The following is a 23,789-nucleotide window of genomic DNA, read 5'->3' as shown; positions in this document are numbered from 1 at the left end:
ATATCATGTCTGAAAAGCATGCGCCTGAAGTATTAGAAACGAATGACACTTTGTTAAGAGCACAAGGTTTCTGGCAAAAAAACTCTAAAGTTATCATTGGTGCTGTAGTAGCAGTAGTGGTAATAGTGGGTGGTTACTTCGGTTACCAGAATTTTGTGGTAAAACCGAAGGAAGAAAAAGCCGGAGAAGCTATTTATAAAGCTCAACACTATTTTGCTATCGATTCATTTAAGTTAGCATTAGAAGGAGATAAAGCAGCAGGAGCCAAAGGTTTCCTGGATATTGCTAAATCTTTCAGCGGAACCAAAGCCGGTAACCTGGCTGCATATTATGCAGGTATCTGCCATCTTCGTTTAGGTGAATTTGACAAAGCGGTTAAGCAGTTGAAAGACTTTAGCACCGATGCTCCACAAATTCAGCTGGTTGCGTATGGTACCCTGGGCGATGCTTACAGCGAACTGGGTAAAAAATCAGAAGCCATTGACGCTTATAAAAAAGCGGCTGTTACTTTTGAAAAAGATGAAACTTCTTCATCAGAATACTTGTTTCGTGCAGCACTGTTAAGTGAAATTAACGGTAACAGCAAAGAAGCGCTGGAGCTGTACAAACAGTTAAAAGAGAAATTTCCAAGAACTGATAAAGGTTTTCAGGCTGATAAATATATCTATCGCCTGAGCGTTGAAAAAAATGACTTTAGTGTAAAATAATGGCAACACAAGGAAATAACGCACTTCTCAAAGGCATCCCTACTACAAAGGATGCCTTTGTAGTTATAGTGAAAACGGAATGGAACGCCCCCATCATTAACAAACTGGAAGCAGGCGCAAAGAAAGTATTTAAGGCAGCAGGTGTAACGGTGAAAGTATTAACCGTGCCCGGTGCTTTTGAAATTCCCTATGCTATAAAAGCTTATGCCGAAAGCGGCGAGCCAAAGGCAGATGCCTTTATTGCATTTGGAACCGTGATCAGGGGCGATACGCCGCACTTTGATTATGTGTGTAAAGCAATTACCGATGGTGTACTTTCTTTGAACCTTACACTGGAAGTACCTGTTGTATTTGGAGTGCTTACTGTTGAAAACGAACAACAGGCACTGGAAAGGGTTGGTGGTAAACATGGACATAAAGGCGAAGAAGCCGCTGTTACTGCTATTAAAATGATAGCCCTTAAAAGAAAGCTAAAGAAGTAGTTTGCCTATGAATGTGCAGATTTTTGTTCCCTGCTTTATTGACCAGCTTTATCCCGCTGTGGCTTTTAACATGGTGAAGGTGCTGGAAAAGGCAGGCTGTACCGTACAGTATAACGGCAATCAAACCTGTTGCGGACAACCGGCTTTTAATGCTGGTTTCCATAACGAGGCTAAAGATGTGTGCAGCAAGTTTTTAAAAGACTTTGAAGGTGCTGAATATATTGTGGCCCCCAGCGCCAGCTGTGTAGGGTTTGTGCGTAACTATTACCAGCAGCTGTTCAACAATTCATCTGTACATAACGAGGTAAGACAACTGGCCGACCGTACTTACGAATTATCGGAGTTTCTGATAAAAGTGGTGGGCATTGATGATATTGGCGCTATCCTGGAGGGTAAAGCCACTTATCACGATAGCTGTGCCGGTTTGCGTGAAGTGGGCATTAAAAAAGAACCCCGTCAGTTATTGAGCAAAGTAAAGGGGCTGGAACTGGTAGAAATGAATGATGTGGAAACCTGTTGCGGCTTTGGCGGTACGTTTGCGGTAAAGTTTGAGCCTATCAGCATTGCCATGGGCGATCAAAAAATTACCAATGCCGGCAACACGGAAGCAGAATACCTCATCAGCACAGATATGAGTTGTCTTATGCACCTGGATGGCTGCTCTAAGTATAAGGGCAGTAAGTTAAAGCTGATGCACCTTGCCGATGTACTGGCTAATGGGTGGTAGGATTTTAGCGGGAAATGGGGAGCTGGCAATAGATTGTTGATGGTAGTGTTTTTTTAGTAGTGAGTTTATAAAACAAATAATAGATGGCTGCATACTGGTTAGTGAAGTCAGAACCATTCAAATACAGTTGGGATCAGTTTGTAAAGGATGGACAAACGTTTTGGGATGGTGTGCGTAATTACCAGGCACGTAATAACCTGCGTGGTATGAAAAAAGGCGACCTGGTGTTTTTCTATCACAGCAATGAAGGGCTGGAGATAGTAGGTATTGCCAAAGTAGTAAAAGAAGCCTACCAGGACCCTACTACCGATGATACCAATTGGGTGGTAGTAGATTTAAAGCCTGTAAAAAAATTGCCTAAGCCGGTTACGCTGGCGCAGATGAAAGCTGATATCCGCCTGGAGAAATTAGGATTGATTAAACAGGGCCGTTTATCTGTATCTTCTGTAACAGTGGAAGAGTGGGGCGTAATAGAAGAGATGGCCGGTTTTTAAAACCAGCCATCTCTTTTTGGTATATACGGGATATGTTAATAGCTCACATCTTTTAAGCCTTCGCAAGCTATGGTAGCTTTTACCCGGCTGCTTTCTTTCGCCAATTCAATGATACGTATAGTGTTAAAGCCGTGTTCTGCTTTTTCTAAAAGCGGCTTGCCTTCCCGGATAGCCTTGTACAGGTTATCGTAATACAAGCCAAAGTTGCCTTGTAAGGAAGGATACTTCTCTTTAAACTCTTTATCATTCACGGTGGTGTGCAACAAGCCATAGTCGTCCATATGCTCTTTGCCCCAATCTTTGCCTAATGGTAGCTGACCGGTTTTTAAAATAGCTTCCTGTGGATCTTCTCCATACTTCACAAAAGACCCGGCTGTGCCGTGTATCGCATAGCGGGCGCCTGGTTCACGTACCAGCATACCGGCTTTTAATATCACTTTAGTATAATCGTAGTGCAGCTGTATATCAAAGTAGTCATCTACTTTGGCTTCGGGGCGTTGGGTTTTAATATCTGCTGTAATATGCTTAGGCAGGCCAAACAGGCATAATGCCTGATCTATCAGGTGTGGGCCCAGATCGTACAGGATGCCACTGCCGGGCAGGTTTTCTTCGCGCCATGCGTTGGCCTTTAGCTCAGGACGGTAACGGTCGTAATGTGCTTCGTATTCATGTACATTGCCCAGTAATTGTTGCTGCAGTATCTGGCGGATGGTTAAGAAGTCGGCCACATAGCGCCTGTTATGAAACACGCTTACTGTTCTGCGTACTTTAGCAGCTGTATCTATTAACAGTTGCGCATCGGCTGAAGTAATGGTAAAAGGCTTTTCCAGTACTACATGCATGCCGGCTTCCAAAGCCTGTATGGCGTAAGGTACATGGGTTTCGTTAGGGGTGGTAATCACTACCAGTTCTATGTGACTGTTCAGTAGTTCTTCTATAGTGCGTGCTACCTTTACATCCGGAAACAATGCCTTTGAATCTTCTTTATGTCTTTCCATTACTGCCGCCACTTTATATAGTGGGGTAGTAGCTAAAAAAGGTGCATGCATTACACGTGCCGCCATTCCATATCCTATCAATCCTACATGAATCGCTGACATATCTTCTTCATTTAAGGTGACATCCAATAAGCAAAAAACAGGCAACAATTGCTGTATTGCCTGTTTTTAACGTTTTTACAGTTATATATGCTAGCCTGTTAGCGCTACTGTTACATCCAGATCGGGATTTTCGTTCAGGTAAATAGCCAGTTCGTCGTTCATCTGAAATCCTTTATCTACGCTGTACAGGCTTAGTTTAATATTCTCTTTGGGTTCCAGTATTACAAAGCGTATAGATGATTTACCAGGGTTAGCTGTGACATTACTATCTAAAAACTTCACAAACTCTTCTGTTACTGCACTGGGGTGCATGGTAATATCTATTTGCTTGGTAAGGTTTTGCTTCATGGTTTCGAGCAGTTGCAGGCTTTGTACTTTAAACTCGTAGGTGCCGGAGTTAAAGCGCTGCTTATAAAAACCATTGATCAAAATGTTCTTACCTTTTTCCATGTAGTTCTGGTACTTCACATAATCATCGCTCCATAACATCATTTCCGTTTTACCGGTAAGGTCTTCAATGGCTAAAATACCAAAGTTGCGACCTGTTTTAGTTACGCGGTGTTGTGCGTCAATTACCAGACCTGCTATACGGAAGTTACGACTGCCTGCTGCTGCCTGCAGGGTCACGCTATCTTTTACCTCGTTAAAGTCGGCAAGGGATGTAATACCGTAATGTTTTAACTCAAACTTGAAGTGATCTAACGGGTGACCACTAATGAAGATGCCCGTTACTTCTTTTTCATGCTCCAGCTTTTCGGTCAGCGTCCATTCCTCGCAAGGCAGAATTTTTGGTGGTGGAATTTCCTGCATTACTGCGTCGCCAAACAAGCTGTTATTGCTTTGGTTAAGGTTGGCCTGGTACTGGTTGCCAAAGAGTACAATGCGTTCCAGGTTGCTTTTCGTTTCATCTTTAGGGATATGGAAAAACTGACCACGGTGCATTTCTTTAAAGCAATCGAATGTGCCGGAGTGCACAAGACTTTCCAACGACTTTTTGTTTACCGTACGTTGGTTAACCCGTTTGATAAAGTTGAATATATCGGAGAATTCACCGTTCTTTCTTTCTTCAATAATGTTTTCAATCGCCGCTTCACCCACACCTTTTAAACCGCCTAAACCAAAACGGATTTCTCCTTTTTTGTTAGGGGCAAAGCCTTTGAGCGATTCGTTGATGTCAGGACCTAGTACTGTAATGCCCATACGCTTACACTCTTCCATAAAGAAGGTGATCTTTTCAATGCTACCGGCGTGGTTGAGTACTGCGGCCATGTATTCACTGGGGTAGTGGGCTTTGAGGTAAGCGGTTTGGTAAGCCACAAAAGCGTAACAGGTACTGTGCGATTTGTTAAACGCGTATTGCGCAAACGCTTCCCAGTCCGTCCATACTTTATCCAGTACTTCTTCGGGGTGCCCTTTTTCTACGGCACCCTTCACAAACTGGGTTTTCATTTTATCCAGTACCGACTTTTGTTTTTTACCCATCGCCTTACGCAGTACGTCCGCATCTCCTTTAGAGAAGCCCGCCAGTTTCTGCGACAGCAACATCACCTGTTCCTGGTATACGGTAATACCGTAGGTATCTGCCAGATCTCCTTCCATGTCGGCCAGATCGTACGTGATGGGTTCACGTCCATGCTTACGGTCGATGAAGTTAGGGATGTAGGCAATAGGACCAGGGCGGTACAAGGCGTTCATGGCGATAAGATCCGCAAACTTATCCGGTTTTAATTCGCGCAGGTACTTTTGCATACCCATACTTTCAAACTGGAACGTTGCGTTGGTTTCGCCTTTCTGGTATAGTTCAAATGTGAGTTCATCATCCAGCGGAACATCATCAATAGTGATATCAATGTTGTAGTTCTGTTTGATTAACTCCAATGCAGTCTTAATGATGGAAAGGGTTTTCAAACCCAGGAAGTCCATCTTAATTACCCCGGCATCTTCAATGATGCTACCTTCAAACTGGGTAACCCACAAGTCGGAGTCTTTAGCCGTAGATACGGGTAACAGATCGGTTAAGTCGCGCGGGGCAATGATGATACCTGCTGCGTGAATACCGGTGTTTCTTACCGATCCTTCCAGCCTTTCGGCCTGTTGCAGTACTTCGGCGCTCATGTCGCTGCCGTTGTATATTTCCCGCAGGCGTTTTACTCCTTCCAGTTCATCGGGGCCAACACCGTCTTTTTCTTCCAGAGATTTTGGGCCGTCTTTAGGAGTAAGCGGGGCTTGTAATACCCGCCCCAGCTCAATCCCCGGCCTGTCAGGTACCATTTTAGCCAGTGCGTTCGCTTCGGCCAGGGGTAAGTCCATGGCGCGTGCCACGTCTTTTATACTCATTTTGGCAGCCATGGTACCATAGGTGATAATCTGCGCTACCTGGTTTTTGCCATATTTATCTACTACGTAGTTAATTACCTTCTGACGGCCTTCATCGTCGAAGTCCGTATCAATATCGGGCATTGACTTACGATCGGGGTTCAGAAAACGTTCGAACAGCAGGTTGTACTTAATAGGGTCAATGTTAGTGATACCTATACAGTAAGCCACCGCACTACCGGCAGCCGAACCACGACCAGGGCCAATGAATACCCCGAGGTCTTTACCGGCTTTAATAAAGTCGGATACAATGAGGAAGTAACCGGCAAATCCCATTGTTTTAATAGTGAACAGTTCAAAGTCCAGTCGCTCCCTTACATGTTCTTCAATTTCGCCATAACGCTGGCGTGCGCCTTCGTAAGTAAGGTAGTGCAGGAAGTTCCACTGGTTGATGTTGTTGTCGTCACCGGTAACAAACTCTTTAGGCAAAGGGAAGGCAGGAAGCAGGATATCCTTCTTCAGGTTCAGTACCTCTACCTTGTCTATGATCATGTTGGTGTTGTCAATACTCTCCGGCACATCACTGAACAGCTTTTTCATCTCTTCAGTGGTTTTAAAATAGAACTGATCGTTCGGGAATTTAAAACGGCGGTTCTTTACCTGTGTATCATCATTCACAAAATCGTCGAAGCCTGGTGTTGCTTTCTTTTCACCGGTGTTGATACATAACAGGATATCATGGGCGTTATAATCGTCCTGATCGGTATAGTGACTATCATTGGTGGCAATAACAGGTACATTAAACTTCTTGGCAAATTTCAGCAGGGTGTGGTTGATAATTTCCTGCTCTTTTATTTCGTGGCGTTGAATTTCAATAATGAAATCTTCGCCAAACAGGTCGAGCCACCATTTGAATTCTTTTTCCGCCGCTTCTTCGCCGTCATTTAAAATGGCCTGGGGCACAGAAGCGCCAATGCAACAGGTTGTGGCTATCAGCCCTTCATGGTATTGTACAATCAGTTTTTTATCAATACGGGGGTACTTGCTATACATACCCTCAATAAAGCCCATAGAAGTAAGCTTTACCAGGTTTTGATAGCCGGTTCTGTTTTTGGCCAGTAACACCTGGTGCAAACGGCTATCGCGTTGCTCTTTGGAAAACGTTTTACGAAAGCGGTCTTCCACTACATAAAACTCACAACCCACAATAGGCTTTACTACCGGTTCGGTAATGTCTTTCCCCTTTTCATCTTTACCAATAACACGGGTATTTTTCCAGGCCTGGTTCACAAAGTCAAACACCCCGAACATATTACCGTGGTCGGTGATGGCCAGGGCCGGCATATTGTCTTTTGCCGCTTTTTTATATAAGCTTTCAATACTTGCTGCACCATCGAGCAATGAGTATTGGGTATGGACGTGTAAATGAGAGAATTGGCACATAGCTGCAAATTTCGGCTAAAAAAAGGTTTTTATGAAGTCTAAGAAATCCACATTGGAAGGGTGTTTTCCACCGGTTTGCTTTACAAGAATCTTAACAAAGTGCAAAAAAATAGCATGGAAATGTCAGCTATAGGCAACAGGGGGCTATATTGCAGCGATGTTACTATTATATAGATGTAGAAATGTAATATATGCTTGCTCCATGGTAATTGCCGTTGCCAGTTGCAAAAGCATTAAAAATATAGGAGCCAAGGACAATTCCACCGCCAAAAGCAGTAAAAGCAGCACCCGCACACGCTCGGGCAGTGGCAAGTTTATTGATGGCATTGAAGTAACGCCGGGTTCGGTGGTTACCTCCAAACATGCTACCAGCAGCAGCCTTACCGGCAAGAAAGGCAAGCTGTATCAGCCCGAAGATGATGTGCCTGCATCAGGCATGAACATAGAAGAGGCGCAATGGCTGCAGCTGAAATTTGCCATTATACTGGACGCATCGGTGGAAAAGCTCACGAATATGGCCTTGTTGCGTTCGTTGGACGAATGGTGGGGAACCCGCTATTGTTTAGGGGGCAATACGCAGAATTGTGTGGACTGTTCCGGCTTTACGCTGGCGGTAATGCGGGATGTGTATGGTGTGTCGGTACCACGCACTGCGCAGGAGCAATATGATAAAAGCGCCCGCGTGGATATGGAAGATTTACGGGAAGGCGATTATGTGTTTTTTCATACCTCAGGCCGTAGCATATCGCATGTAGGCATTTATTTGTTCAACAATAAGTTTGTACACGCTTCTACCAGCAACGGTGTTATGGTAAGCGATTTAAACGATAAATACTGGCAGCCCAAATACCGGGGCGGTGGCCGGGTTACCCGCAAATAAAAATTCCTTCTTATACAGACCCTGCCAGGGGAACCGGTATAAGAAGGAACCGCAATCTGATAGCCTTATTCTGCTACATATTCGTTTTCTTCAGTGTTATATAAAACTGCCGGTTGATAAAGGCCGGATCAAACAGTTCCTTATCATTTTTATTGACTGTAACATGCTGCCAGCTGATGCCGGGACGCAGGGTAATTATTTTACCACCTTTGGTTAAAGGCAAAGGCATGTCAAAACCTTTGATACAGTTGTTCCAGCGGAAATAAAACTGGTTACCTCTTACGCTGTATTGCAGCTCTGGTATTTGAATGGTACGCAGGTACTGATCGAACACTTTGCCCAGGTTAATACCAGCGTGTTTGCTGATATAATATTCTATTTGCTGGGTGGTTACAGTTTGATGATAGTAGGTAGTGTTTAACCCTATCAGTATTTGACGAAACAGGCTGTCGTTATTGATAATATGGCGAATAGTATGTAGCATATTGCCACCTTTGTAATACATATCGCCACTGCCTTCCTGGTTTACGCCATAAGGGCCGATGATAGGTTTATCGTTCAGTATTTTAGCACGGGTGCCATAGCAGTAATCACTGCCCGCTTCTTTGCCATAAAAATATTCGGTGAACAGGGTTTCGCTGTAATTGGTAAAGCTTTCATGAATCCACATATCCGCAATGTCGCGGGAGGTGATGTTATTGGCAAACCATTCATGCCCGCTTTCATGTACAATAATGAAATCCCATTTCATACCCCAGCCGGTGCCACTTAAATCTCTGCCCAGGTAGCCGTTTTTAAAATGGTTGCCATAAGCCACAGCTGTTTGATGCTCCATGCCTAAGTGTGGTGCTTCTATTATTTTATAGCCATCTTCGTAAAAAGGATAGGGACCAAACCAATACTCAAAAGCACGCAGCATCTGTTTTACCTGTGTAAACTGCTGTTTGGCTTTGGGAATATCGTAGTCCAGCGCCCAGTAACTGATGTCAAGTACACCTTTTCCACCTTGCATGGTGTCGGTGTAATTTTCATATTTACCTATGTAAGGAATGAGGTTGTAGTTGTTGATAGGGTTTATCACCTGCCATTTCCATTGGGTGTAGCCATTCTGCTGTGTTTTGGACTGTAACCGGCCATTGGCTACTGCTACCATTGTGTCGGGTACCGTAATGGAAAGAGAGGCGCCGTTATCAGGTTCATCGCTCTGGTGGTCTTTACAGGGATACCATACGCTGGCTCCCAGACCCTGGCAGGCTGCACTTACCCAGGCACGGTTTTGTTCATCCTTCGTCCATATCCAGCCGCCATCCCAGGGTGGCCTGATGGCTTCACGCGGCTGGCCATGAAAGTAAACGGTGATGTTGCCCTCACTATCTTTTTTTTGCTTAGGTACCTGCACGTGCCAGGCATTGCCTTCGCGGGTAAAGCGTAAAGCACGGTGGGCATCGAACAGCACGCTGTCAATATCCATAGGCTCCTGCAAATCAATTTGCATAAAAGCCGGATAGCTGTCGGTAGTTACCTTGTAACGGATCACATTGCTACCGCTGATGGTTTTGGTGGCTATATCGGGTATTACGGTGATGTCATAACGTAATACATCCCACCAGCTTCTTTCGGGGTTCATACTGCCGCGTAAAGAATCTGCATGCGTAGCTACTGGTTTATTGGTCATGAGCTGTGCCTGTGAAAAGCCAGACATCGCCAAAAACAATACAAAAAATGCTTGCTTCATACTTTAAAAATAGGATATTACACCTAATGAAAACAGTGGCAAAGGACATAATCAGCTATTGCTCAGGCACAACGGCTGTAAACACCGATAAGCGGCTGATGAGGCTGTGGAGCTGCATTGTGCTGGCAAGCCTGTGGTTATCAGCCTGCCAAAACGCCTCCACTTCTGATAAGCAGGTGTTTTACTACAATGAAGCCACGGGCATTGCAACACTGGACCCCGCCTTTGCCAAAAATCAGAGTATTATGTGGGCTACGCATCAGCTGTATAATACCCTGGTGGAAATAGATTCCGGTTTGAACATAGCCCCCTCGCTGGCTACCCGCTGGGATATTAGTGCAGACCGGCGTACTTATACCTTCCATATCCGCCCGGATATCTGCTTTCATAACAGTGTCGCTTTCCCAGGAGGAAAGGGGCGCCGGATGACAGCGCATGATATTGCCTACAGTTTGCAAAGAATTGTGGATAAAACCACCGCCAGCAGTGGTGCATGGATATTCAATAACCGTGTTGCCCCGGATGGATTTAAGGCCATAGACGATACTACTTTTCAACTGATGTTGCTAAGGCCTTTTCATCCCATACTGGGCATATTAAGCATGCAGTATTGCAGTATTGTGCCACACGAAGTGGTGGAGTACTATGGTAAAGAATTTCGCAGGCATCCCTGTGGCACAGGGCCCTTTCAATACAAGTTTTGGGTAGAAGGGCAGTCGCTGGTGCTGGAAAAGAACCCGCGTTATTGGGAAAAGGATAGCAGTGGTAAAGCATTGCCTTATCTGGATGCGGTGCATATCAGCTTCTACGATAACAAGGCTACGGAGTTTTTACAATTCAGGCAAGGCAGGCTTAGCTTTATTAATGATATAGATGCTTCTTTTAAAGATGAGGTATTGACGAAGAAAGGTGCATTGCGTGAGCAATGGCAACACAAGATTATATTACACAAGCACGCCTATCTGAATACGGAGTACTTCGGCATTCTTACAGACGAAAAAAATACTTTACTGCAAAAATCGCCTTTACGCAGCAAGGCTGTACGTCAGGCAATTAACTACGCTATAGACCGGCGTAAACTGGTGATGTACCTGCGTAACTCTATTGGCATACCTGCTGAAGCAGGTATTGTGCCAGGTGGTTTACCCTCACGTAACGAGCAACTGGTGAAGGGATATCCTTATAACCCGGCCAAAGCACGGGAACTGATTGAGCAGGCAGGTTTGAGATATGCTGCCCAATGGCCTATGGTGAAACTGCTGACGATACCTGTTTATGCCGATATGGCCAGCTTTGTTGCGCGTGAACTGGAAGAGGTAGGTATAAAAGTGCAGGTGGAAGTGGTGCAGAAAAGTTTGCTGCTGGAGCTGACCGCGCATTCCAACGCTTTCTTTTTCCGGGCCAGCTGGATAGGGGACTACCCTGATGCCGAAAACTATATGGCCATGTTTTACAGTAAAAACCCGGCCCCACCCAATTACACCAGGTATAACAACCCGCAGTTTGACAGGTTGTACGAGCAGGCATTGGAACAAACCAACGACTCGCTCCGCTATGATCTTTACCGTAAAATGGATCAGCTGGTGATTGACGATGCACCTGTGGTGCCTTTGTTTTATGATATGGTAATTCACCTGGTAAATCCTTCGGTGCATCACATGCAGGCCAATGCCTTGAATTTGCTGGAACTGAGGAATGTTACCATTCAATAATTTGTATACTAATTTGCATATATGAAAGTACTGGTTACCGGAGCTAACGGATTTTTAGGACAACATCTTTGCCTGCACCTGGATAAAGCAGGTTTTTCGGTAGCTGCCACCGGTCGTGGCGACAGCCGCTTACCGTTTGCCTTTTCACAGATCTATTACCCGGCAGATCTTACCAGCAGGGAAGAAGTGGCTGATTTAGTAAGCCAGGTACAACCCGATGTGATAGTGCATGCCGCCGCTATGAGCAAGCCCGATGAATGTAACAATCAACGTGAAACCTGTTTGCTGCACAATGTAGAGGTTACCCGCTATTTAATAGATGCAGCTAACAACACCCATCGGCAGGTGCATTTTGTATATATATCCACTGATTTTGTATTAGGAGATAATGGCCCGCATGATGAAACAGTGGCGCCGGCCCCGCTTAACTTTTATGGTGAAAGCAAATTGCAATCAGAGCAACTGGTGGCTGCACACATGCCGCTTTATACCATTATGCGCCCTGTATTCATTTATGGCCCTGTATGGGAGGGATTAAAAGGTGGCTTTCTACAATGGGTGCAGCAAAGCCTGGAACAGGGCAAGCCCATTAAAGTGGTCAACGATCAGTTACGAACACCCACTTTTATAGGAGATATATGCAAAGGGCTGGAAGCCATTATTCACAAACAGAATAATGGTATTTATCACCTGGCAGGTAAGGAGGTGTTATCGCCTTATCAAATGGCTATTCAGCTGGCTGAACGTTTAGCGTTGGATGCTTCCCTTATTACCAGCGTAACAGCAGATACATTCAATGAGCCGGTGAAGAGAGCAAAGAAGGCCGGGTTGCAAATTGGGAAGGCGGAGACAGAGTTGGGGTATGTGCCGGTGAGTTTTAATGAGGGTCTGCAGGCGACCTTTGGTAAAAGATAATAAGCAGGAATAAACTAATTGGAATTTTTTTGTAGTAGCTATTCAGGACGTAGTGCGTCCTGAATAGCTGGTAAAGTATTAATCAAACACCTCGGCAAGCATACAACGCGCACTACCTCCACCATTGGTTTCAATAGTATCCAGCGGAGAATGTATAATGTTATTATAAACCCCAAGTTGTTTTATTTGCTCTTCGGTGAGCGACTGATAGGCCTGTGTACTCATAATCAGGCATGTTTCCAGTGCTCTGCTGTGTACTTGCAGCATATTTCCGGCAAAGTGATTCATCTGGTCAAGGCTGATGTCGATAATCTCTTTATGGTTGCTTTTTAACTGCTCCACAACATACTGCCTTTCCCCTTCATCTGGGATGGCATCCAGGCATATAACTGCAAATAAACTGCCAATACACATTACTACATTGGTATGATAAATCTGCTGACCATTGGCGTCTGTGGCATGAAACACTACAGGCGTGTAATTCATCTGCTCGCAATAAGTACGGAACAGTCTTTCGTTGGTGCGGGGCGACAGGCAGGCGTAAGCTTTTCTGTTTACACGGTCTAATACCATGCTGCCAGTGCCTTCGAGAAAAACATTCTGTAACTCGTAGTAAGAAAAGTCCAGTATAGGAAGGGGGCCGCAGGCTTCTTGCATTTGGGCAATTACCGCCGGTTTACGTTCCTGTCTTCTGTTGGGCGCATACATGGGATACAGACAAATGCGGCCTTCGTGAAAGGATATCCAGTTATTGGGAAAGATAGAATCAGGTGTGTGTGGCTGTGGGGTATCGTTAATAACGGTAACCTTGATGCCATTCTTTTGTAACACTGCGGCAAAGCGGTCAAATTCTTCCAATGCTTTTTCCTGGGCATTTTCTTGTTTCCCGGTTTGTTGAAAGGCATTGTTTACAGCTGTCTGTTCGTTGTAAGTAAACTGAACAGGACGTATCATTAAAAGGTGATTGGTAGTTTGCACAATGGTAATGTTTAGATTTAGAAACGATCTCTTAATAAAGGCATGCTCATACAATGCGATCCGCCGCGGGCACGTGATAACTCAGCAGAAGGCAATAGTATCAGCGTGTTTTCCAGGCTTTGAGGAGCTACACCGCTTTCAAACAAGGTAAAGGCCTGTTGGGTGGTAATTACCTGGAAGCCTGCCTGGCGAAAAGCCTCAGAGGTTTTATCGTTACGGTCGTAACCTATTACCACGCCTTCTTTTAATGCCACTACGTTACAGGAGTCGGTCCATTGTTCACGGTCATCGTGTGGGAAATCATTACCACCACTGTAAATGATGGTTACGTCTTCTTCTTTACAGCCAAAGTCGTTTACACTTATCTGTACCAGCAACGATTCTATGCCGGCCGGATTGTTGGGGCAGCTATAGTCTTTATTGCGTTGATAAGGTTCTGCTGCTTTTTTATAAAACTGGATAATCTCCGGTTGTTCTTCTTTCTGTTGATCTGAACTATGGGCGAGAATGTTTAAGTAAGACTTTTTACTGTTGTTCTCGGCTTCCATAATCTTTTCTGAATAGCGGCCATATAGCACCCACACATTCTTTTTTACTTGTGTGAAGATGGTGTCAATATGCATCTGGGCACGTTTACGGGGGATTTTTACTACCGATATCTTTTCAATGCCCAGTTCTTCGCGGCTAAACAGGGTATGTATGATTTCGTTCACTGCATTGGAAGAGGTGCGTTCGCTGCAACCTACCACCAGGTGACCGGAATGTATCATCATAATATCACCGCCTTCTATAGTGATAATGCGTTGGCGGCGTTCCTGCTCTTCATATAAAAAGAAATCGCTTTCCTCAATAATCTCGATCACCTTTTCGGGGGTGTCTTTAAAGAAGTAATACAGCGCCAGGAATTTGGTGATCAGTGATTCTCTTTTACGGGCAGTGGTGGCCATACGGCTTAACAGTATATGGTCTTTAAGCATGATGCCAATGTCGCGCGTAAAAATGAAATTGGGGATAGGAGGGAAGATGTAATGATCTTCACCACTACCGGTTTCAGCAGCAGGCAATATGCCTGTGATCATTATTTTAGCCAGTAAAGCGTTGTTTTGAATGGCTTCCAGTTTTTGCTGTATGCTGTAGCTGGATTCTTCGTAGGAACAGATGGCGGCAATCAGGCGTATTTTCACCTTTTCGTCCTGCATAATGGCTTCCAACAGGTTCTGGGCTTCCAGTACCTTATCGGAGTTAAAGTATTCTTTCTTACCGGGTATAAAACAATTGGCCTGCACCTCTTCACTGGCCGATTGCTGGCAGCTGTTTACATACGCTACTTTTTCCGGATCAAGGAAGTATAACAACAGCTTTACATAGTGGTTATACTCTTTCTGCATTTTTTTCAAATGCACAATATCATCGTACAGGTTGTCCTGGAAAGTGCTGGGAATAATTTTACCAATGCCCCCGTCAGGGCTATGTATTAATAGTTTGCGAAGGGTACCTAATTCAGATTCTACGTAAAACGGCTTTTGTGCGCTCATACAATAGCTTTAAATGGAATAATAGAAATAGCAAAGCAGCAGGCAATAGCAGGTATTGCCCTGATTATAAAGCATAACAGGCCGTATCAGTAATCCGGAGAACCGCCACCATCCGCTGATGAAATCAGGTTGAGGAAGTAGGCGAGGAGTAGAAAAGGAGTAGTATGTTTAATGTTAAACATACTGCAATATAGCATTTTGATGATAAACACACCCGCTGTTACCGGAAAACACTAGTTATAACTCAGCTGTAAAATCTCTTGCCGGTAACGGTCTAATATGGCGGCTTTGGTAATAAAGCCAGCCCAGGCGCCGGTTTCGGTAACTACGGCCAGGGTAGAAACGTTTTGTTGCTCAAATGTATATAAGGCTGTTTCTACATCGTCGTTAACGGTAAGAAACCGCTGTTTAATCATGACATCAGTAGCGGTGGTATACTGGTTTTTATCCAGGTAGTCCAGCATAAGTGATTTAATGTCATTCAGATAAATGACCCCTTCCAGTTTATTGCCTTCGCTGGTAACAGCGTATACATCGTTTAAATCGTGACTGATGAGCCTTGCTATTTCGGGCAATGTTGTTTTAGTATTAAATCGCAGGTAGTCGGTACCTACCATGTGCGTAAGTTCTAACCGGCTTAACAGGAATTTATCTTTATCACTAGGGTTTAAGCGGCTGGTGTGCGATAGTTTTTTCATTTCCATTGATAGTGGTTCAAACGACTTCACCACAAAGAAGCTGATAGCAGCTACCAGCATTAAAGGAATGATGAGGCTGTAGCCGCCTGTTATTTCTGCACTTAAGAATATGGCTGTTAAAGGTGCGAAGAATACGCCGCTTAGCATGGAAGCCATGCCTGCGACTACAAAGTTAGCTACCGGCACATCTTCATAACCTAAAAGGATAAAACATTTGCCTATCACAAAGCCCAACACGCCGCCAATAAACAATGCAGGTGCAAAGCTGCCGCCATTACCGCCGCCTTGTACTGTAAAAGCTGTGGCAAATACTTTCATTAATATCACTGCTACCAGAAACAGCAGCAGGCCCCAGGTAGTTCCAAAATTATGCAGTAAAAAACCAGTGCTGTTAGATATGCTATTGTTATCGGCCAGCATTCTTATGGTTTGATAACCTTCTCCAAATAGCGGTGGCAGAAAAAAGATCAGCACTGCCAGTAACAGGCTACCCCATATCCAACGGTGTGTAGCCGTGCGCAAATGCTCAAACTTATGTTCAATCCAGGTGTACATACGCGCATAGTACAGGGCGCAAAAGCCGCCCAGTATGCCTATGCATACATAGAACAAAGTGTTGCTGTAATTAAAGGGATGCAGGTTGCGGAAGGATAATAAAATTTCATCTCCTAATATCATGCGTGCCAGCAATGCACCCGTAGCAGCGGATATAATTAATGGTATGAAGGTAGTAATGGTAATATCTATCATCAGCACTTCCAATGCAAACAACACACCTGCTACAGGAGCACTGAATGCTGAAGCGATGCCGGATGCAATGCCACAGGCCAGTAGTACGGTGCGTTCTTTATAAGGAAGAAAATACAGGCGGCCAAAGTTGGAGCCGATAGCTGCACCAGTGGCTACCATGGGGGATTCCAGGCCTGCTGATCCTCCTAAGCCTACTGTAATGCTGCTGGTAACAATATGAGAATATATCTGGCTGGAAGGAAGGTTTGCGCCATTTTTGGCAATGGCATATACTATTTTATCATTGCCTTTCTTAAACTCTTTAAACACTTTTACTATCAATAAACTGCTTACGCCAATACCCACAATAGGCAATAGTACCTGGTACCACATAACGTTGCCGGGGGCAGCATGTGTAAAGAATAATTCTTCTAATCTAAACACCAACAGCTTTAAGGTGACAGCTGCAAGACTGGCTGTAGCGCCTACTATTACGCAGGCAACAAGCAGAAATTGACGTTCGGTTAACTTTGACTTTACATAAAGTACTCCTCTGCGAACCGGGCCATGCACTATGTTCATCATGAAACAAAGGTACTTATCCTGCGTTTAACATCTTCCTGTTATCTTTGCCGCGTGAAAAGGGGGACAAGGCCGTATGTTAAAAAAGATGAAACGGGTAACCCGTATATCCCGTTATGTAGTATATAAAGAAACGTTAGTAGATTTTAAAGAACACTTCTGGTCGTTTATTGGCTCTTTTGTGGGCATTGGCCTTATTGCTTATCTCCAGCAGTTTGAAGTAGCCGTTCAGGATAACATTTTTCTTATTGGCAGTTTTGGTGCTTCCAGTGTGCTGGTGTATGGTTTTATACAAAGTCCACTGGCGCAACCCCGTAATTTAATTGGTGGACATGTTGTGTCGGCTATAGTAGGTGTTACAGTAGGCAAGTGTTTGCCGGATATAGTATGGCTTACGGCTCCTTTAGCTGTGTCTTTGTCTATTGTGCTGATGCAGATCACTAAAACTATTCATCCACCCGGAGGTGCCACTGCATTGATTGCGGTTACAGGTTCAGGGCAGATTAAGGCGCTAGGTTATGGATATGTGCTTTCGCCTGTATTATCGGGAGTGCTTATTTTATTTATAGTGGCACTCATTTGTAATAACCTTACACCTCATAGAAAATACCCGACAGATAAACGCTTTACTAAAACAGTGAAAAGGCTGTTTTTTAAAAGAATGCGTTTGAAAGAACATAACCCTGATGTCCATCATGGTTAGTAATTCGTTTTTGATTGGGATTATTAGATATTGAATTATTGTTTATGTGTTTGCTGTTGCAGCGCATGTTCCCTATCTTATTACTAATCTTATTCATAATTAAGCAGTTAGCAATTGTTTTCGCCACACTTTTACTGGGAAAATGAACCTTATGGGGTTTTCATGTGTTACGGTAATGGAAGATTTTAACCGTAAAATGAAAACAGATATGAAAAGAAAGCTACTAGCTTCGGCTTTTGCCCTTATTGCAGCCATGACTGGTGTGAAAGCTCAGATTCAGAAAGGCAACGTATTGGTAGGGGGAGATCTTGCTAACTTATCCCTCGGATTGAACAGTTCCAAGACCTTTAATGTAGACATTACTCCCAAAGCCGCCTGGTTTATTAAAGACAATGTGGCCATTGGTGGTTATGTAAACTTTAACCTGTATACCGCTAAAGACTATGGTGGCAGTGATGTTGGGTATGGAGTAGGTGCGTTGGGCCGCTATTATGTAAGTGATCCCAGTATTAATATCCTGAAACATTCCCGCTTTTTTGTAGAGGGGAATGTGGGGATAGCTGGTTATAACCCTGCCGGAGCCGGTGGAAGCACCAATGGCTTAGGTATTGGCTTTGGTCCGGGTATGGCCTATTTTATTACGCCCAATATTGGTTTGGAAACCTTGTTAAAGTATGATGGTATTGTTGGCTTTGGCTCTGCTACCACTACTAATACCTTAACGCTTGACTTTGGCTTTCAGATTTATCTGCCTACCAGCAGAATCAAAAATGCCGTTAATCGCGAGCGTTAGTTTTCCCTTGGTTTAGCTATAAACGAAAACGGGGCTTCTTATTGCTAGAAGCCCCGTTGCTTTTGAATATGTTGTTGGTAGTGAACGTTTCCGGAGTTACATTCTTTCCGGAACCTGTATGCCCAGCAGTCCCATTGCTTTGCTTAGCGTTTGGGCAGTAAGCTGTGCCAGTTTCAGACGCAGTTCTTTTTTCTCTTCGTTTTCGGCATTGCCAATAGAATGACCCTTATCGTTATAGAAGGTGCCAAAGGCCTGGGCCAGGTTAAAGGCAAACACTGCTATTTTAGATGGGTCGTGTTCGGCAGCTGCTTCTGCTATAACGCCTGGATAGAGTTCCAGTTGTATGATCAACGCTTTCTCTAATGGTGTTAATTCAGTGGCGATGCTGCTGTTACCTGCTGCTTCGCCAAATTTGCGGATGATGCTTTTAATACGCACATAAGCATATTGTATAAAAGGGCCGGTAAATCCATGTGCATCAATGCTTTCTTCCGGATTGAAGATCATTTTCTTTTTAGGATCTACCCGTAGCAGAAAAAACTTCAGGGCGCCAATACCAATGGTATCGCATAGTGTGGTCAGTTCTTCCTCGCTATAATTTTGTATACTACCTATTTCGGTCAGCTTTTCTTTGGTAGTGTCGTAGGCGGTAGAGGTCATCTCCTTTACCAGGTCGTCAGCATCTACCACCGTGCCTTCGCGGCTTTTCATTTTACCACTAGGTAGTTCTACCATGCCGTAGCTTAAATGGTAAATACCGTCAGCAGAAGGTAGGCCTAGTTTCTGGCAAATGAGTTTTAATACTTTAAAGTGGTAGTTCTGTTCGTCGCCTACTACATAAATGCTTTGTTCTGCGCCGTATTCTTTTTGTTTCAGTTCGGCCAGGCCAATGTCCTGGGTAATGTATACAGAGGTGCCGTCTTTTCTTCTTACCAGTTTTTCGTCCAGTCCGTCAGCAGTAAGGTCAATCCATACGCTGCTGTCTTCTTTCTGGAAAAACACGCCTTTGGCCAATCCTTCTTCTACCAGGTCTTTACCCAGCAGGTAGGTATTGCTTTCGTAGTAGGTTTTCTGGAAATCGCTGCCAATGCGCTGGTAGGTGGTGTTAAAACCATCGTATACCCAGCTGTTCATTGTTTTCCATAATGCAATTACTTCCGGCACTCCGTTTTCCCAGTCCAGCAGCATTTGCTTGGTGGCTTTCATAATAGGAGTAGCGTTTTCGGCAATGTCTTTTATTTCCTCCTGTTCGGTGGCTATTTTATCTTTCAGGGAAGGCGCTTTTTTAGCAACCTGGTCTGCTGGCAGATTTTCCAGAATACCTGTCAGTTGCGCCACTTTTGCCTGGTGAGTAGCTATTTTAGCTTGTTCTTCACTGGTGAATGCAGAAACATCGCCTTGAGCGATAGCGTCTGTCAGCACCTTTGACTGTACTTTTAGTTCATTGCTGAATTTTACATAGTAGTCACCCACAAAGTGGTCGCCTTTTTTACCAGTGCTTTCAGGAGTGGCGCCATTGGCAAATAATTGCCAGGCAATCATGCTTTTACAAATGTGAATGCCCCGGTCGTTTACCACGCATGTTTTTACCACCTCGTGTCCATTGGCTTCCAGGATGGCGGCAATGCTCCAGCCTAAAAAGTTATTTCTGAGGTGACCCAGGTGTAAAGGCTTGTTGGTATTAGGGGAGGAATATTCCACCATCACCTTGCTGCCATTGGCAGGCTGGGTGCCGTAGGCGGGGTTTTTATATTGCTGTTCCAGGAAATTTACCCACCATGGGGTGCTTACTTCCAGGTTTAAAAAGCCTTTAATAACGTTAAAACTGCTGAAGAGATCCGGGTGGTTTTTTACCAACAGGGCGCCCAGCTGCTCGCCCAGTTCGTCGGGCGATTTTCGCAGTTGCTTTACAAAACCAAATAAAACAATAGTATAATCGCCGGTAAATTCAGGTTTGGTGGCATTGATAGTAATATCCTGTTCAGCTATATCCTGCTGATACAATTCTTTAAGCGCTGCTGCTGCTACCTGTTTTATCTGGGCTACTATACTCATGATTCTTTATTTGGCTGGCAAAAATAGCGATGTAAATTGACAGGTTGAAAATTGCCTTATCTTCACGGGCATTTATGAGGCAATTGCACCACCAGATACGCGGATTCATTCTGAAAATAATAGATGCATTTTATCCGCTTTTTAAAAAGATAATGCCCCTGCAAACATTCCGTTATGCGGTTTGCGGTGGGGGAAATACGGTATTAAGTATTGCATTACTGTCTATAGCCCACAACTTTATTTTCAATAACGAAATTGTACAGCTGCCTTTTGGACTGGCCATGACCTCTTATATAGCTGCTTATGTACTGCAGTTTTGTATCACTTTTCCTTTAGGCTTTTACCTGAGCTTGTATGTGGTATTCCCCGAATCGCATTTGCGCCGGCGCATACAATTGTTCCGTTACCTGCTGGTGGTGGCTGGCAGCTTTATGCTCAACTACGTGTTGCTGAAATTCTTTATCGAAAACCTGGGCTGGTATCCTACACCGGCCATGGCGGCAAACTGTGTAGTTGTTATCACCTTTAGTTATGTGAGCCAACGTTACTTCTCGTTCCGGACTAAAAAGCAGTCTGAGCCGGTTAAAACTGAAGCTTAAAGCTGCCGAATACACCAAAACGTTGCTGTACGTAACCTGGTAAAGTAGGCGTTTTTACTGGTGGAGCAAAGCGCCATACAAAGTCTATACGGAAGAATTTATAGATGTTATCCAACCCGGTACCTACTTCTGTATAACGGTTGCCATCCAGCGTACGCAGGTGGTAAGCGCCATATTCAATACGGTTGAAGCCCCGGTTTTCCTTACCCAGATTACCCCATACAGTTTTAAAGTTCCAGAATTGACGCATACGGGTTTTGCGCATGAAAGGAATGATATTCAATAGTTTCTTCTCAAAATTATGTTCCAGGTTAATGCCGGCATACCGGTCGCTGATGTACTCAAAACGGTTCATCAGGTTAAAAGCATCTTTGCTGTAGTAGTATATTTCGTTGCCAGGATGAATTTCCAGTAGCATAAAAGGTATTTGCTGGCCAAACACACGGCCTCCATAAGCCATATAACTCACCTGCCCCCAGCGTGGAATGCGGAAATTCTGACTTACACTCATCTGTATTTTGTCGTAAGTATACTCGCTTCCCATCATGTTAGGACGGGCTATGCTGTATTTCAGCTCTGTTACCGGCATCCAGTTTTTCAGCGAATGTGACCGGCGGTGCGTTTTTATCAGCTTTTCTCCGGGGGCGTAGCGTAGTTTAATGCTGGCTTCTGCATTTACAATAGAGCCTTTGGAGTTTAAAGAGAAAATATCTTTGGGTGGAAGTGGGGTAAAGGTTTCAAAATCGCTGCGGGTGCCTGCTACCTGTACCGAAAAGTTGTTCGGGAAGGTTTTGGTAATGGCTAAACGGGTTTGGGAGGTGCGGATAAACTTCTGTCGGATACCGTGCCGGCGCAATAACTGGCTGAACATATTATCTGTAGTAACATCTTCATCATTGAATCGCGTTCGGCCATTGTCCAGGTCGTGAATAAAGGAGGGGCTGATATTCCAGCCACCATGCCCAGGTAAATTCCAGGAAGCTGCGGCCTGACCTTTCCAGGTGCCATCGCGATAGCCATAAGCCAGATAGCCATATAGGCGCAATTGTTTGCTAAAAGCTTCGGTGGTGCCGAGGTCAAAACGCAGACGCAGCTTTTCCAGCTGGTTTCCGCTGATCCAGCGATACCAGGGGCCAATTTCAATCTTACCCAGTTTTTTATGGCCATCTATTATAAATGTAACGGTATTGCTTAGCTTTTTAAAAGCGGGCAGCTCGCGTAATGTGTCAATTAAGCGGTAGGCGTGTTGCTCGTTTAATGATAAAGGTTCGCTTCTTTGTGCGCTCCAGAAGGTTTTGTCCTGCTCCTGCGCACTATCGGCAATCACCACTTCTTCGCGTTTATTGTTGGTCTGCAGCTTATCTACAATAAATGTTTCATTCACTTTTACCTTGCGGTAAGTGCTGCTTTTGCGACCAATAAAAGACAGTTTGTCTTTACTGAAAGGGGAGAGGGCGACGATGAATTTATCTTTTGCCACTACCCACTGTTGTTCGTTTAAACGGGTAAACTCCTGGGAGATATTTAAGCGGGTAACAAAGTTGATGTTGGCTGTGGCCGAAGCTTCCAGGCTTATCCTGTACAGCGCCCAGCTGGTGCTATGCAGCCAGCAATCACCACTAAATACGTTTTCTCCTTCCTGGCGGGGCGAGAACAGCAGATGAAAATACTTTTCGCCATTAATTACCTGTGTATCGGCTCCTTTATAATTATAGTATTTATCGCCCACGCTGCTGGCAGGACTAATAAATTCCTTGCCAAACAGGGTAATGTAATCGCTATAGGTATTCACTTTCTGGCTCATACCACCCAGGTATTCCATTACCGATTCATTTTTTATACCGCTGGTATGAATGGCTTTGATCTCTTCCCGTTGTTTATCGGGGTGGGGAGAGCTGTAATAATCACTGAGGGTTTCTGTTAAAAACACAGGCAGGAAGGGTTTGGCCTCACTGGTGCTGTCTACATCGTTCCACACGAACGACATAGGTTTAAGTAATTTGTGTTTATCAAACTGCTCCTTTTTCAGGTTGCTGATATCTATTTCCAGTTTATTGTATAGCTCGCAATAGTAGCTACTGTAATGGGTGGGCGCATTTTCTTTTTTGTGCGCCACCAGGGCTTTCCACCAGCGAAGGCCCTTATTGAACTTGGTTTTAACTACAGCGCCTTCTTTTTCAGGAGCTGTTTCCATAGAAACAATCAATTCTTCTTTATGCTGCAACAGTGTTTGTAAAGCAATTTTTACTTCTTTATAGCCTACAAACGTAATAAGAAGGGTATCGCTTTTAAACAAGGATGGTTTTATAGTAAAACGGCCTATACTGTCGGTGATGTTGCCAAAGCCGCCAATTTTCCAGTGTACGCTGGCAAAGGTGACAGGATCTTTGGTAAAACCGTGAATCACCACCCCGGAAATAGGGGTTTGCTGAGCGAAAGAAGGAGAAATGTAAAAAGAAAAGAGTACATACGTAAATATGTACCAGTTAATGGGTTGAATATGTTTGAACAGCCGCTTCAATGTCTACCTGTTAAGGGGATTTTGTATGGAATGAAAGTATGTTAATTTTTGATTAATCAAAATATTAAATAGACATTTTAAGCTG

At 44.3% G+C, this 23,789-nt stretch carries 18 protein-coding genes; 10 read left to right on the top strand and 8 right to left on the bottom strand.

All coding sequences use genetic code 11. The annotated features are described in order from the left end of the window. The first annotated feature begins 5 nt into the window (after positions 1–5). From FLA_RS19895 to FLA_RS19880, 4 genes are all read left to right on the top strand, one after another. Positions 6–707 carry a tetratricopeptide repeat protein gene (locus FLA_RS19895; protein WP_076379238.1) on the top strand — a complete coding sequence of 234 codons (702 nt, stop codon included), beginning with the start codon at positions 6–8 and terminating at the stop codon, positions 705–707. Next, positions 707–1,189: a 6,7-dimethyl-8-ribityllumazine synthase gene (ribH, locus tag FLA_RS19890; RefSeq protein ID WP_076379237.1), complete on the top strand. Its 483-nt coding sequence runs from the start codon at positions 707–709 to the stop codon at positions 1,187–1,189. Before FLA_RS19895 ends, ribH begins: the two co-directional genes overlap by 1 nt. Positions 1,190–1,196: 7 nt before the next feature. Continuing rightward, positions 1,197–1,916 (top strand): (Fe-S)-binding protein, encoded by a 720-nt coding sequence (locus FLA_RS19885; protein WP_076379236.1) that lies wholly within the window; start codon positions 1,197–1,199, stop codon positions 1,914–1,916. Positions 1,917–1,999: 83 nt separating this feature from the next. Continuing rightward, positions 2,000–2,410: an EVE domain-containing protein gene (locus FLA_RS19880; protein WP_076379235.1), complete on the top strand. Its 411-nt coding sequence runs from the start codon at positions 2,000–2,002 to the stop codon at positions 2,408–2,410. A 35-nt stretch (positions 2,411–2,445) separates the two neighbouring features. Here the strand turns inward: FLA_RS19880 and FLA_RS19875 are convergent, their stop codons facing one another. After that, a complete protein-coding gene (locus FLA_RS19875) occupies positions 2,446–3,510 on the bottom strand; it encodes an oxidoreductase (protein WP_076379360.1) in 1,065 nt (354 codons plus the stop codon). Positions 3,511–3,600: 90 nt separating this feature from the next. Beyond that, positions 3,601–7,269 carry a DNA polymerase III subunit alpha gene (dnaE, locus tag FLA_RS19870; RefSeq protein WP_076379234.1) on the bottom strand — a complete coding sequence of 1,223 codons (3,669 nt, stop codon included), beginning with the start codon at positions 7,267–7,269 and terminating at the stop codon, positions 3,601–3,603. A 202-nt stretch (positions 7,270–7,471) separates the two neighbouring features. Between dnaE and FLA_RS19865 the strand changes: the two genes are divergently transcribed. Next, the gene (locus tag FLA_RS19865) at positions 7,472–8,149 is read left to right on the top strand and encodes a C40 family peptidase (RefSeq protein WP_159445104.1); all 678 of its coding nucleotides are present in this window, start codon (positions 7,472–7,474) and stop codon (positions 8,147–8,149) included. Positions 8,150–8,222: 73 nt separating this feature from the next. Here FLA_RS19865 and FLA_RS19860 read toward each other — a convergent pair whose 3' ends face one another. Further along, complete coding sequence (locus FLA_RS19860; protein ID WP_084206227.1) at positions 8,223–9,884, bottom strand: M1 family metallopeptidase; 1,662 nt, start codon at positions 9,882–9,884, stop codon at positions 8,223–8,225. Between the two features lie 35 nt (positions 9,885–9,919). Here FLA_RS19860 and FLA_RS19855 point away from each other — a divergent pair, with 35 nt between their 5' ends. Next, complete coding sequence (locus tag FLA_RS19855) at positions 9,920–11,596, top strand: ABC transporter substrate-binding protein (protein ID WP_231940291.1); 1,677 nt, start codon at positions 9,920–9,922, stop codon at positions 11,594–11,596. Between the two features lie 21 nt (positions 11,597–11,617). After that, positions 11,618–12,511 carry an SDR family oxidoreductase gene (locus tag FLA_RS19850; RefSeq protein WP_076379233.1) on the top strand — a complete coding sequence of 298 codons (894 nt, stop codon included), beginning with the start codon at positions 11,618–11,620 and terminating at the stop codon, positions 12,509–12,511. Positions 12,512–12,589: 78 nt separating this feature from the next. Here FLA_RS19850 and ctlX read toward each other — a convergent pair whose 3' ends face one another. From ctlX to FLA_RS19835, 3 genes are all read right to left on the bottom strand, one after another. Further along, a complete protein-coding gene (gene ctlX / locus FLA_RS19845; RefSeq protein WP_076379232.1) occupies positions 12,590–13,465 on the bottom strand; it encodes a citrulline utilization hydrolase CtlX in 876 nt (291 codons plus the stop codon). 41 nt (positions 13,466–13,506) lie between these two features. Beyond that, positions 13,507–15,024, bottom strand: coding sequence for an arginine deiminase family protein (locus tag FLA_RS19840; protein WP_076379231.1), 1,518 nt, complete (start codon positions 15,022–15,024; stop codon positions 13,507–13,509). Positions 15,025–15,257: 233 nt separating this feature from the next. Continuing rightward, entirely contained in the window at positions 15,258–17,036 is a 1,779-nt protein-coding gene (locus tag FLA_RS19835) for a chloride channel protein (protein ID WP_076379230.1), read from the bottom strand. Between the two features lie 73 nt (positions 17,037–17,109). On the opposite strand from FLA_RS19835, the gene FLA_RS19830 reads away from it, so the two are divergent. Together FLA_RS19830 and FLA_RS19825 are read left to right on the top strand one after the other, a co-directional pair. Beyond that, on the top strand, positions 17,110–17,736 hold the full coding sequence (locus FLA_RS19830; protein WP_076379229.1) for an HPP family protein: 627 nt from the start codon (positions 17,110–17,112) through the stop codon (positions 17,734–17,736). A gap of 151 nt (positions 17,737–17,887) precedes the next feature. Continuing rightward, positions 17,888–18,529, top strand: coding sequence for a hypothetical protein (locus tag FLA_RS19825; protein ID WP_231940290.1), 642 nt, complete (start codon positions 17,888–17,890; stop codon positions 18,527–18,529). Between the two features lie 96 nt (positions 18,530–18,625). Here the strand turns inward: FLA_RS19825 and FLA_RS19820 are convergent, their stop codons facing one another. Continuing rightward, the gene (locus tag FLA_RS19820; RefSeq protein WP_076379228.1) at positions 18,626–20,584 is read right to left on the bottom strand and encodes an arginine--tRNA ligase; all 1,959 of its coding nucleotides are present in this window, start codon (positions 20,582–20,584) and stop codon (positions 18,626–18,628) included. 74 nt (positions 20,585–20,658) lie between these two features. Here FLA_RS19820 and FLA_RS19815 point away from each other — a divergent pair, with 74 nt between their 5' ends. Then, positions 20,659–21,183: a GtrA family protein gene (locus FLA_RS19815; RefSeq protein WP_076379227.1), complete on the top strand. Its 525-nt coding sequence runs from the start codon at positions 20,659–20,661 to the stop codon at positions 21,181–21,183. Here FLA_RS19815 and FLA_RS19810 read toward each other — a convergent pair. After that, the gene (locus FLA_RS19810; protein ID WP_076379226.1) at positions 21,167–23,704 is read right to left on the bottom strand and encodes a DUF5686 family protein; all 2,538 of its coding nucleotides are present in this window, start codon (positions 23,702–23,704) and stop codon (positions 21,167–21,169) included. The two genes, FLA_RS19815 and FLA_RS19810, sit on opposite strands and share 17 nt — an antisense overlap. Positions 23,705–23,789: the final 85 nt, after the last annotated feature.

This window comes from Filimonas lacunae (assembly GCF_002355595.1).
GTDB classification, from domain to species: Bacteria; Bacteroidota; Bacteroidia; order Chitinophagales; family Chitinophagaceae; genus Filimonas; species Filimonas lacunae.
The sequence above is the reverse complement of the archived record's forward strand: the minus strand, read 5'-3'. Positions and strand labels throughout refer to the sequence as shown.